11 protein-coding genes and 1 tRNA gene are annotated in these 12212 nt (G+C 56.6%); 5 read left to right on the top strand and 7 right to left on the bottom strand.

Annotated features, from left to right (window positions below):
• Nucleotides 1-40: 40 nt before the first annotated feature.
• The 3 genes from ADK28_RS15210 to ADK28_RS15200 all read right to left on the bottom strand — a co-directional run bounded on the left by ADK28_RS15210 (nt 41) and on the right by ADK28_RS15200 (nt 1210).
• Nucleotides 41-128: transfer RNA gene (locus ADK28_RS15210), tRNA-Ser, on the bottom strand.
• A 157-nt stretch (nt 129-285) separates the two neighbouring features.
• Nucleotides 286-615 carry an osmotically-inducible lipoprotein OsmE gene (osmE, locus tag ADK28_RS15205; protein ID WP_004935874.1) on the bottom strand — a complete coding sequence of 110 codons (330 nt, stop codon included), beginning with the start codon at nt 613-615 and terminating at the stop codon, nt 286-288.
• Nucleotides 616-742: 127 nt separating this feature from the next.
• Entirely contained in the window at nt 743-1210 is a 468-nt protein-coding gene (locus tag ADK28_RS15200; protein ID WP_016926939.1) for a DUF1348 family protein, read from the bottom strand.
• A 106-nt stretch (nt 1211-1316) separates the two neighbouring features.
• On the opposite strand from ADK28_RS15200, the gene ADK28_RS15195 reads away from it, so the two are divergent.
• Nucleotides 1317-1895 carry a TetR/AcrR family transcriptional regulator gene (locus tag ADK28_RS15195; protein ID WP_048796014.1) on the top strand — a complete coding sequence of 193 codons (579 nt, stop codon included), beginning with the start codon at nt 1317-1319 and terminating at the stop codon, nt 1893-1895.
• On the opposite strand, the gene ADK28_RS15190 is transcribed toward ADK28_RS15195, so the two are convergent.
• From ADK28_RS15190 to ADK28_RS32190, 3 genes are all read right to left on the bottom strand, one after another.
• On the bottom strand, nt 1889-2305 hold the full coding sequence (locus ADK28_RS15190; protein WP_048796013.1) for a VOC family protein: 417 nt from the start codon (nt 2303-2305) through the stop codon (nt 1889-1891). The genes ADK28_RS15195 and ADK28_RS15190 overlap by 7 nt on opposite strands.
• A 151-nt stretch (nt 2306-2456) precedes the next feature.
• Nucleotides 2457-3587 (bottom strand): porin OmpC, encoded by a 1131-nt coding sequence (gene ompC, locus ADK28_RS15185; protein ID WP_028127739.1) that lies wholly within the window; start codon nt 3585-3587, stop codon nt 2457-2459.
• A 272-nt stretch (nt 3588-3859) separates the two neighbouring features.
• Entirely contained in the window at nt 3860-4003 is a 144-nt protein-coding gene (locus ADK28_RS32190; RefSeq protein ID WP_161802716.1) for a hypothetical protein, read from the bottom strand.
• Between the two features lie 279 nt (nt 4004-4282).
• On the opposite strand from ADK28_RS32190, the gene ADK28_RS15180 reads away from it, so the two are divergent.
• Genes ADK28_RS15180 through rcsB form a run of 4 tightly spaced genes read left to right on the top strand, consistent with a single transcriptional unit; the run spans nt 4283 to nt 9265 of the window.
• On the top strand, nt 4283-4690 hold the full coding sequence (locus ADK28_RS15180) for a DUF4186 domain-containing protein (RefSeq protein WP_072009656.1): 408 nt from the start codon (nt 4283-4285) through the stop codon (nt 4688-4690).
• Between the two features lie 54 nt (nt 4691-4744).
• Nucleotides 4745-5899 carry an MFS transporter gene (locus ADK28_RS15175; protein WP_048324445.1) on the top strand — a complete coding sequence of 385 codons (1155 nt, stop codon included), beginning with the start codon at nt 4745-4747 and terminating at the stop codon, nt 5897-5899.
• 20 nt (nt 5900-5919) lie between these two features.
• Nucleotides 5920-8622, top strand: coding sequence for a phosphotransferase RcsD (rcsD, locus tag ADK28_RS15170; protein WP_033639806.1), 2703 nt, complete (start codon nt 5920-5922; stop codon nt 8620-8622).
• Nucleotides 8615-9265, top strand: coding sequence for a response regulator transcription factor RcsB (rcsB, locus tag ADK28_RS15165; protein ID WP_004935900.1), 651 nt, complete (start codon nt 8615-8617; stop codon nt 9263-9265). Before rcsD ends, rcsB begins: the two co-directional genes overlap by 8 nt.
• A gap of 61 nt (nt 9266-9326) precedes the next feature.
• Here rcsB and rcsC read toward each other — a convergent pair whose 3' ends face one another.
• Nucleotides 9327-12188 (bottom strand): two-component system sensor histidine kinase RcsC, encoded by a 2862-nt coding sequence (gene rcsC / locus ADK28_RS15160; protein WP_048796012.1) that lies wholly within the window; start codon nt 12186-12188, stop codon nt 9327-9329.
• Nucleotides 12189-12212 lie beyond the last annotated feature (24 nt).

The following is a 12212-nucleotide window of genomic DNA, read 5'->3' as shown; positions in this document are numbered from 1 at the left end:
AAGTCAGTTGCTCTACCTACTGAGCTAAGCCGGCTGAATTTGGCGGAAGGACAGAGATTCGAACTCTGGGAGCTGTTACACTCGACGGTTTTCAAGACCGTTGCCTTAAACCACTCGGCCATCCTTCCAATGGGCGCTGATATTAGCGATACCGTTATGAAATGTCTATCATTTTGATGCAAAAAAATGGCATGGGCGGTGCGGTTGCCTAAACTTCAAGCCTTAAACGCTTAAAAAATGAAAAGCCCCGCGAAAGCGAGGCTTTTATGTTCGGCTGAAACGCGTTTACTTCGGCTGCGAATCGTAGTCGGAACAGGTTTGATAGCCCTTGTTCATGACATGGCCCGTGTCGTTGTAGCTGACAAAGTACGTTTGCACTTTGCCATCGCGCGGCGCGACCGCATAAGTATCGCAAGTGCCTTGCGCATGAATCAGCGTGGCGGACGTCGACGGCGGACCGGCAATCGCCCGCACCTGCTGCTTGGTCATCCCTACTTTGACATCGCTGACCACCGGCTCATTGACATAACTGGTTGCACGGTCATAGGCGGTGCAGCCGGCAAGAATGGAAAATACCGCCGCAGTACCGACGGCCAAAACCAACTTCTTCGTCATAGCTTGTCCTCTTGGAGTACGTTTGTTGTCCCCTAAGTCTAGAAGCGGAAAGGCTTTTCTACAAATTCCCGTTTGTCGATCGGTGCGCTTTTTCTCGCGATCGGCCGGCGCGGGCACGACATCGGATTCAAAAGCCGAAATCGCTCAGCGACGGGACATCGTCCGGGCGCCGACCGAGTGGCCAATGAAAACGCCGATCCTGTTCGCGAATCGGCATGTCGTTGATGCAGGCATGGCGGTTAATCATCAGCCCCTCCTGATTGAACTCCCAGTTTTCATTGCCGAAGCTGCGATACCAGTTGCCGGAATCGTCGCGCCACTCATAGGCGAAACGCACCGCGATGCGCGCGCCGTCAAACGCCCACAGTTCCTTAATCAGCCGATACTCCAGCTCTTTCGCCCACTTGCGTTGCAAAAATGCGACCACCGCCGCGCGGCCGTCGACAAATTCCGCGCGGTTACGCCAGTGGGTATCGAGGGAATACACCTGCGACACCCGCTCAGGATCGCGGCTGTTCCAGGCATCCTCCGCCAGCCGCACCTTCTCGATAGCGGATTCGCGGGTAAAAGGCGGCAATGGGGGTTTAATGCTCATGCTTATCTCCTGAGTGAAGGCATGTAGACAATTCTGTCTACATCATTACGCTAGCGCATGTAGACAGAGCTGTCTACAATCACTCGAAAATAGCTTGGAGAAAATGATGACCGTCGATCGCAATACCTTACCCGCCCGCCAGCGCATCCTGCTGACGGCTCACGATCTGTTTTATCAGGAAGGGATCCGCGCCACCGGCATCGATCGCATCATCAAAGAATCAGGCGTCACTAAGGTGACGTTTTACCGCCACTTTCCCAGCAAGAACGATTTGATTACGGCGTTTTTGGCCTATCGCCACCAGCAGTGGCTCACCTGGTTCAGCACAGCGCTGGATCGCCATGTGGCACAAACCGGCGGGTTGCTGCCGGCGCTGGCGCCCTGCCTGGCGGAATGGTTCGACGATCCGCGCTTTCGCGGCTGCGCGTTTATCAATACGGCGGTAGAAATCGCCGACCTGCTGCCGGAAAGCCTGCAAATCGCCGGCCGGCATAAGCGGCAAATGGCGGATGAACTGGCGCGTCACCTGCCCGCCGGCCCACAGCGGGAACAGCAGGCGGCAATGCTGGCGATGCTGATCGACGGCGCCATCGTCAGAGTGCAGATAGAGCGGCAACCGCAGGCCGCGCTGCAGGTGCTGAATGCCGCGTTGAACATGTTGGCGCAAGGCGGGTTCGATCAGTAATTGGCCCAAATGCCCGGCGTCACCAGTTCCAACAGGTGGGCGTCGGGATCGCGAAAATAAATGCTCTCCCCGCCGTGTTCCCAGCGCATCCGCCCCTCAATCTCCACGCCGTTGTCCACCAGATGCCGTTCCCAATGCGGCAGTTGCTCTTTCGTCACCGCCAGCCCGATATGCGCCGGCCCCACGCCATCGTGCGCAGGAATAAACCCGGTCGGATAGTGCGCCCCGCGCAGCGAATCACCTTCGAGAAACAGCAACAGTACGCTCCGATCGCCGACGTTGTAGGCGCGAAACCGTTCGTTGGCGGCCATCGTCGGCAGCTTCAGCACCTCCCGGTAAAAAGCGGCCGCGCGTTCAATATCGCTGACGTACAGCACCGTTTCGATCACCTTGTCGATCTTGAGTTCCATATCACCTCCGCTCTGTTTTCCGTTCTGACAGCGTAGGTCGAACAGAGGCTATCCGAAGCGCTTCCCGAGCCGATAACGGATCAATCCGTGCTTTTTACCAGCAAAAAAAACGCGGCCCAAAGGCCGCGTTGTGTCATTCACACGCTGATGCTTAGAACTGGTAAACCAGGCCCACGGCAACCACGTTGTCGGTGTTGATGCCGGCAGCGTCGGTGAAATCGTTGTTGTCCACCAGGTTGATTTTGTAATCAACATAGGTGGACATGTTTTTGTTGAAGAAGTAGGTCGCACCCAGATCGACGAATTTGACCAGATCTTGATCGCCGTAGTCCTTGCCGTTGCCGGCGCGGCCCAGGTCCTTACCTTTGGTTTGGTTATAGCCGACGAACGGACGCAGACCGAAGTCGAACTGGTAGTGCGCATAGGCTTCGAAGCTCTGCGCCTTGTTGGCGTAGCCGTAAACGCTGCTGTCGGAGCTACCGAAACGCGCCGCGTTGTAGGACTGGGTGAACATCACCGCCAGGTAGACGTCGTTGGCGTCATATTTCAGACCGCCGGAGTAGCCTTCGGCCTTGTCGCCGCGGCCCATAATATTGCGGTACGCGCCGGCGCCGTTCTGCTCGCTGGTGCGGCGAGAGTTAAAGAAGGCGCCCGCCGCGCTGATGCCGTAGCCCATGTCATAGCTCATGGACATGCCGTAGCCTTCGCCGTTTTGACCCAGAACGTCACGACCGTTGTTGGTCTCTTCGCCGTTGCCGTTTTTACCCTGGTACTGCAGGGCGAAGTTCAGGCCGTCAACCAGACCAAAGAAGTCGTTGTTACGGTAGGTCGCCAGGCCGCTGGAACGCTGGAACATGAACTGGTCGGCGCCGTAGGTCATACCGTCGAACTCAGGCTGCAAGTCGGTATACGCCGCGACGTCGTACAGCACGCCGGTGTTACGGCCGTAGTCGAAGGAGCCGTAGTCGCCGAATTTCAGACCGGCGAAGCCGTAACGGGTGAAGTTCTTGTTGTCTTGGCTTTCAGCGTGGTTCAGGTTCGCCTGATATTCCCACTGGCCGTAACCGGTCAGCTGATCGCTGATTTGCGTTTCGCCGCGCAAGCCAAAACGCATATAAGACTGATCGCCGTCCACGCCGTTGTCGCTGGAGAAATAGTGAAGACCGTCGACTTTACCGTACAAATCCAGTTTATTACCGTCTTTGTTGTAGATTTCCGCCGCGCCTGCTGTGCCTGCAACCAGCAGTGCGGGTACCATCAGAGAGAGTACTCGAAGTTTCATCGTTATTATCCTCGTTAATTATGTCGAGCTACGGCCACTGCCCTTTTCGAGCATTATTAGCACGACTGTGCATTACCATTCTGGTAACAAGGGTTATATTAATCCAGAAAGAAAATGATACCAAGTATCCGATAGTGTTTCATTGTAATTAATAAAGGTTTCAAAATGTAAATACGCGCGAACTTTCACAAAACATTACAGACAAACAAAATAAAGCACTTAAAGACAAAGAATAGATTAATTGATAAAAAATCATGTAGTTATACATATCTTTAAGAAAAAAAAGCCAACCATACAATTGAGCCAGACAATAAGCACATTGTGCCAAAACGCGAACCACGCGCAGCCGCTATAATCACCTCGCTATCATCATTATTTTCATTATTACCTTCATTATCCGAAGATAATTTCTGCATTCCTTTAACCGGCTTCTGGCCGGTTTTTTATTTTCCTCCATACTCTCCTCACAATTTCAGCACGTACAAATAGCACGCAAATAAATAACCTAATGATATAGTTTCATTAATTTACTTTCGCACTAATTGCTAATCTTTTCCCTTATTTTAGTCTACAAATTGAACTTGCTTTTCATTTCGTGCTTTATCGCATCAATTATTTCCCGCCGCAGGCACCATTAGCCGCAGAGTTTCAGTTCTGGTAATCTGAAAAAAGCCCACCTTCAGCGAGTAAAATTCATGATGCCCTTTCAACCCGACGTGCTGTGGCGGCGGCTGCAAAGTTCCCCCTTCCGCGCTCGCTTCCGTTTAAATGCCAAAGACCAGACTTATCTCGAGGGCAAGGGACTGCCGCTGATCCTCAGCCATGCCCGCGATTTTATCGACCGCCGCCTGGCCGCCGCCCATCCTAAAAACGACGGCAAGCAAACCCCGATGCGTGGCCACCCGGTGTTCGTCGCCCAGCATGCCACTGCCACCTGCTGCCGCGGCTGTCTGGAAAAGTGGCACGACATAGCGCAGGGCGTCGCGCTGGACGAGCAGCAAAAGGACTATATTGTTCAGGTTATCGCGCTGTGGCTGGTACGCAGAGGCGGTGCCGGGGATGTGTCAGGCACGAATATTTTCGACCCGGATCGCGGATTGTGATAAAAACTGTCAGTAACTTTCACCATTCTTTTGACCCAAGATCCTGACGCTTACATGACAGCCACCTTGTGCAATGAACAGCAAACGCCCGGCGTTCCTCAACAGATCGCCACCCGTCTGGCCTTTTTCGTCGCCGGTCTCGGCATGGCCGCCTGGGCGCCGCTGGTCCCCTTCGCCAAAGCGCGCATCGGTATCGATGACGGCTCGCTCGGCCTGTTGCTGCTCTGTATCGGCGCCGGCTCCATGCTGGCGATGCCGCTGACCGGTTTCCTGACCGGCAAACTGGGTTGCCGTGCGGTGATCCTGATGGCCGGGCTGGGGTTGTGCATCGATCTGCCGCTGTTGGCGCTAATGGATTCCCTCGGCGGCATGGCCGCGGCGCTGCTGCTGTTCGGTGCGGCGATCGGCATGATCGACGTAGCGATGAACGTGCAGGCGGTGATCGTCGAACGCGCCAGCGGCAAGGCGATGATGTCCGGGTTTCACGGTTTCTTCAGCATCGGCGGCATTGCCGGCGCCGGCGGCGTCAGCGCGCTGCTGTGGCTGGGGCTGACGCCGCTGCAATCCACCCTGCTCACCGTGCTGGCGGTAATCGCGCTGCTGACGCTGGCCAGCCGCCATCTGCTGCGTGAGAGCGGCGCCGATGACGGCGGGCCGATGTTCGTCTTGCCGCGCGGCTGGGTGATGTTCATCGGCATTCTGTGCTTTATCATGTTTCTGGCGGAAGGATCGATGCTCGACTGGAGCGCGCTGTTTCTCACCACATTGCGCGGCGTCGAACACAGTCAGGCCGGTCTGGGCTATGCGCTGTTTTCCATCACCATGACGCTCGGCCGGCTCAATGGCGATCGGGTGGTGAACTCGCTGGGCCGCTACCGGGTGCTGCTGCTGGGCAGCCTGTGCGCCGCTCTCGGCCTGAGCCTGGCCATCGCCTTCAATCACGCGACCGTTTCGCTGGTCGGTTTCATGCTGGTCGGGCTGGGCGCCTCGAACGTCGTACCGATCCTGTTCAGCGCCGCAGGCAACCAGCGCGACATGCCGGCCAATTTGGCGATCGCCTCCGTCACTACCGTCGGCTATGCCGGTATTCTGGCCGGCCCGGCGTTGATCGGCTTCATCGCTCAGTTTTCCAGCCTGACGGCGGCCTTCGCTTGCGTAGCCGTTCTGCTGTTGGCGGTGGCCGCCAGCGCCAGGGCCGTCACTCGCTGATTCAGGAATGCGCAGCCACTATGCAAAATAAACAATTGACCATAAGCTCCAGCAACATTACCCGCTGCTTCCTGCTGTTTATCGTGCTGCTGACGATCGGCATCGGCCTGTATGGCTACAACTATACCAACGCCTGGCTGGCGGAAAAGAAGTACACGCTGAACAGCATCGCCGGTTCGCTGCAAAAGCGTATCGATGCCTACCGCTATATGACCTATCAGGTCTATGACAAATTCGGCAATGCGCCGGCGCAGAATGTCGATCCCGGTTTGCAGGAAACCCGCCTGCGGCCCGATGTCTATTATGTCGAGAAACCGCACAAGAAAACCGACGCGGTGATCTTCGGCAGCCATGACGAAAACACGCTGGCGATGATCGCCAATATCTCGGACTACCTGGACACCCGCTGGGGCGCCAAGACCGAGAACTACGCCATGTATTACCTCAATGGTCAGGACAATAGCCTCAGCCTGATCACCACCCAGCCGCTCAAAGAGCTGGCTTCGCGCTTTCGGGAAAGCTACCTGACCACCTCGGCGGACGAACGCCGCGCCGAGATGCTGCAACAGGCCAATATGCTCGACGAACGCGAGAGCTTTTCCGACCTGCGCAAGCAGCGCTTCCAGAACGCCTATTCGTTCTCGATTCGCACCACGTTCAATCAGCCGGGGCATCTGGCGACGGTGATCGCCTTCGATTTGCCAATCAACGACATCATTCCGGCCAATCTGGCCCGCGCCAATTTCCTGCTGCTGCCGGACGATGTCGATCTCGACGATAGCGCCATCCCGGCGGACACCGTCCTCGGTACCCATGCGACGATGAGCGGTGGCTGGGTGGAGTTCAGCGCCGCTCTGCCCAATGCGCCGCTGAAGGTGGTGTATCGCGTTTCGGCCATCAATCTGGCCATCGATCTGCTGCGCAACAACATCTGGCTGATCGCAGTCAACTTGCTGCTGCTGGCGCTGTCGATGCTGAGCATCTACTTTATCCGCCGCCAGTACATTCGCCCGAGCGAAAACATGGCGGTAGAGCTGGAGGCCGAGCGCGCGCTGAATCAGGAGATCATCTCCAGCCTGCCCTCCGGCCTGCTGGTCTACAGCTTCGCCAACAATACGGTGATCGCCAGCAACAAAATCGCCGAGCACCTGCTGCCGCACCTCAGCCTGCAAAAGATCGCCCATATGGCCGAACAGCATCACGGGGTGATCCAGGCGACGGTCAACAACGAGGTGTATGAAATCCGCATTTTCCGCAGCCAGCTGTCGCCGGACACCTACCTGTTCCTGATGCACGATCAGGATAAAGAGGTGATGGTGAACAAGCGGCTGCAGCAGGCGCGGCGCGAATACGACAAAAACGTTCAGGCGCGCAAGCTGATGCTGCACAATCTTGGCATCGAGCTGAATCAGCCGGTACGCAAAATGCACGATCTGGTCGACCGTCTGCACAGCCGACCGGATGAGGAACAACAGCAAGCTCTGCTGGGCCAGCTGACGGCGGCGTCGGCTTCGGTGCTGGAGTTGATCGATAACATCACCCTGCTGACCCGGCTGGAAACCCAGGACTGGCAACCCACGCGCGAGCCGTTCAACCCGACGGCGATGATCGATGAGTTGCTGCTGGAGGCCCTGCCTGCCCTTAATCAGAAGGGGCTGGCGCTGTTCAAGCATTTCCAGCTGGACGTCGAGCAGAACTATATCGGCGACGCCAACGCGCTGCGCAAGGTGATCTCGCTGCTGGTGCATTACGCCATTATCACCACCGCCTGCGGCAAGGTTTCTCTGGTTATCGACCATGAGCCCGAGCACCCTGACCGCCTGATTTTCCAAATCAACGACACCGGCTCCGGCATCTCCAACGAAGAGATCAGCAACCTTAACTACCCGTTCCTCAGCCAGACGCTGGTGGATCGCTTCAACCACGGTTCCGGCCTCACGTTCTTCCTGTGCAATCAGCTGTGCAAGAAGCTTAACGGCCAGTTGGACATTCGCAGCAAGGTGGATATCGGCACTCGCTACACCATTCGCGTCGCCATGGAGATGGAGAAAAAAGAGCCGCAGGAGCAGGAAAAGCTGCTCGACGGCGTCACCGCCTTGCTGGACGTTACGTCGGATGAAGTGCGCGGCATCGTGACTCGTCTGCTGCAGGCCTACGGCGCCGACTGCCTCGTCGCCGAAGATCGCGCGGTCAACCGCGATTATGACGTGCTGCTGACCGATAACCCGCAGCGCGCCGATGATTACACCCTGTTGCTGGCGACCGATGAACCGGGCTGGCAAGCGCTGGATAAACGCTACATTCGGGTGAACTATAATCTGAACGGCGCTTTAATCGACGCCGTGCTGATGCTGATCGAACAGCAAATGGCCGCGCTGGAACAGGAAGAAAGCCCGCTTTCATTGAGCTCAGAAGATATCCAACTCTATGAAAAACAATTGAAATCAAGTGATTACTATGGGCTGTTTGTCGATACAGTACCCGACGATGTCAAAAAACTGTATACTGAGGCGGGCAGCAGTGATTTCAATGCGCTGTCACAAACCGCACACCGCCTGAAAGGCGTGTTTGCCATGTTAAATCTGCTTCCCGGCAAGCAGCTGTGCGAATCGTTAGAACAGCGCATCGCAGAAGGTGATGCGCCCGAGATCGAGAATAACATCAGTCAGATTGATTTTTTCGTCAGCAGACTGCTGAAGCAAGGTAGCCAACAACATGAATAACCTGAACGTAATTATTGCTGATGACCATCCTATCGTACTGTTTGGCATCCGGAAGTCACTTGAGCAAATTGAATGGGTGAATGTCGTTGGGGAGTTCGAAGACTCAACCGCACTGATCAACAATCTGTCCAAGCTGGACGCCAACGTGCTGATCACCGATCTGTCGATGCCGGGTGACAAGTATGGCGACGGCATCACGCTGATTAAATACATCAAGCGCCACTATCCGCAGTTGTCGATCATCGTGCTGACCATGAACAACAACCCGGCGATCCTGAGCGCGGTATTGGATCTGGATATCGAAGGCATCGTGCTGAAACAAGGCGCGCCGACCGATCTGCCGAAGGCGCTGGCCGCCCTGCAAAAAGGCAAGAAGTTCACGCCGGAAAGCGTCTCCAAACTGCTGGAGAAGATCAGCGCCAGCGGCTATGGCGACAAACGCCTGTCGCCGAAAGAGAGCGAAGTGCTGCGTCTGTTCGCCGAAGGTTTCCTGGTGACCGAAATCGCCAAGAAACTCAACCGCAGCATCAAAACCATCAGCAGCCAGAAGAAATCGGCGATGATGAAGCTGGGCGTCGAAAACGACATTGCCCTGCTCAACTACCTCTCGTCCGTCAGCATGACGCCGTTGGACAAAGACTAAAGCCCGCCTCACGGCAGGTTAACGCCAAACAGGCACGGCATCCGCCGTGCCTGTTTGCTTTTCAGACCTCGCTGCGGTTGTAGCGTACCCGTTGGCTGTAATATGCCAGCGTCTGCTCCAGCGTCTCCAGCGTGACCGGCTTCGACAGGCAATTATCCATGCCCGCCTCGAGGCAGCGCTGTTTCTCTTCCGCCAACGCGTTCGCCGTCACGCCAATCACCGGCGCACTGAACTGCATCTGCCGCAGGGTCTGCGTCAGACGATAGCCGTCCATGTTCGGCATATTGACGTCGGTCAGCACAATATCGACGTGGTGCTGTTTCAGCACGCCGAGCGCGTCGACGCCATCATTGGCGGTCACCACCTGATACCCCAGCGACCCCAGCTGATCGGAAAGCAGGCGACGGTTGATCGGATGATCGTCAACCACCAGCAGATAAATATCGCCGTTGTCCGCCGCACTGGCCTTGGCGGGCACCGGCAGTTGCACCAGCGCCTCTGCCGCGCCGTGGCCGACGCCGAACAACCGGTTGATTAAGGTCAGCGTTTCACGCGGCGTAGAGGTGCTGTGCATCCAATAGCCCGGCCGGGTTTCCTGCGATGGACCGATATGTTCGGTGGAGAATTGGATCTGAGCCAGCAGCGGCGTGTTCATCATCAGCGGGTAATCGCTGAGCATCACCTCGCCGGCGGCGGTATCCTGCCCGTCATAGCGCTGGATATCGGCGCCGTAGCCGCCCAGAATCGCCATCAGGTAACTTTCCAGGCGCTGATTGCGGATATCCAGCCACAGCCGCCGGCCCTGCCAGGTATCGCTGGCCTGCGGGATCGGGAACTGGGCGTTAAACAATGGAATGCGAATGCTGAACAAGCTGCCCAGCCCCGGTTCGGACTCGACGGAGACGTCGCCGTCCATCAGGTTGACCAACTTCTCGCAGATCGCCAGCCCCAAGCCGGTTCCCTGGAAGTGGCGCTGCACGCCGGTCCCCACCTGGAAGAACGGATCGAACAGGCGCGAGATTTCCTTCTCCGGGATGCCGACGCCGGTATCGCGCACGCTGAACTCCAGGTAGCTGCCGCGGGTGCAGACCTGCAGCACGATACAGCCGGTATCGGTGAACTTGATGGCGTTGTTCACCAGGTTGGAGAGCACCTGCTGCAGCCGCACCGGATCGCCGAAAATGCGCTCCGGCACGTTCTGTTCGATAAAGCAGTACAGCCCCAGACGTTTCTTCACCACCAGCGGCAAATAGTTGCCGGCGATATGGGTGATCACCTCCAGGCAGGAGAACTCGCGCGGTTCGATCTTCAGCTGTTCGGACTCGATTTTGGAGAAATCGAGAATATCGCTGATGATTTTCAGCAGCAGGCCGGAAGAGTTATTCATCGCGTTGACCAGCCGATCGACCCCTTGCGGCAGCGCCTTGGTCTGCAGCAAATCGAGATTGCCGATAATGCCGTACAGCGGCGTGCGCAACTCATGGCTGACGGTGGCCAGGAACATCGATTTGGACTGGCTGGCCTGCTCCGCCGCCGCCGCCATCTCCTGCAGCGACTCTTCCATCTTCACGCGCGCGCTGACGTCCACCAGCACGCAGATCGCCACCTCTTCGTTACGGTAGCGCGAGTGGACAAAGCTGATCTGCAGGTTGTTGTTGTTGCTGGTCATCACATCGACGAAATTCGCCTGCTGTTCGCAAATGATGCGCGTAATGCGATCGCGATCTTCGTGGGTCAACAGGTTGATGTAGTTATGCGCCAGTTCGTTACTCAGGATATTGGTGCCGTCGCTGATACGCAGGATGCAGATGCCCACCGGCGCCGAGGCGACAATCTTGCGGTTGAACTGCTCGTGTTCTTCCAGACGGAAGGCGTTCTCCTCCGCCGGCAAGAACATCTTGCGCTCAAACAGCCAGGCCAGCGTGAACAGCACGATAGCCGATAACAGGTTCAGCAACAGCGCGTTGAGGATCAGCATCTTGAAGCGTTCCACCACGCTTTTCACCGGCAGCGCATAAACGATGCTCAGCGATGAAGGCGGCAACGCTTTCTTCAGGATCAGGTCGCGGTAATTGTCGACATAACCGAAGTAAGCATGCTCTTCGGGGTAGCTGTTGAGCGCAGCGGCATAGCGATCGCCGTCCGCCAGACGCAGCACCGGCTCGTTGTTCTCATCCAACAGCGTGACGCCGATCGGCAGGCTGCCGGCGGTGACGAAATCTTCCAGCCGGACGGTTTGCTCGATGCCCAGCAGCGCCTCCAGCTTATTACCGATATAGAGAGGGGTCAGCACATACAGATAACCGATATCGGGCCGCTGCGCGCTGGGGCTGATCCAATACAGGTTGTTGTCTTTGTCCAGATTCTTGGCGTTGCGGTATTTCAGAATGCGCTCATGCAGGGACTTCAGCACGTTTTCCCGATTGGCGCTCGCGTTGCCGCCGCCGAATTCCGCCATACACAGGCTGTCGCCGCCGATGAAGAACACCCGGTTAAGATCGTAGGCCGCCACGAAGTTCTCTTTCCAATACTGGATCAGGCCGCTCAGCGAATCGAGCGAACTGCGGTAGGTGGTGCTCAGCGTGCAGTTGGACTCCGGGTACAGCGGAAAGAATTGCGGCGGGCTGCCTTTGCCGGGAAATACGCCGCTGAACATGTCCAGGCTGCTGACCGAACCGTTGAGGCGATTCTCCGCCATATACTTGATGTCGCGGATGATGTCGGCGGAATGGCGGATGTAGCCCTGCGCCTGATCGAAGTTGAGGTTGTACTCCTGCCGGATGTCAGATTCTTTCTGATGCAGGATATTCAGAATATAAAAGGTGGTGAGCAGCGCCCCCAACGACCACAGCAAAATCGCCAGCACCCGGAACAAATAGCGGGATATTTTCAGCGTAGTTCGAAAAGAGGCTAAGTATTTCAATCGGATACCATACGAAAGTCAGTG

It is taken from the genome of Serratia sp. 506_PEND (assembly GCF_001076875.1).
Lineage (GTDB): Bacteria > Pseudomonadota > Gammaproteobacteria > Enterobacterales > Enterobacteriaceae > Serratia > Serratia marcescens.
Note: the sequence above shows the minus strand (reverse complement) of the source record. Positions and strands in the feature narration are given on the sequence as shown.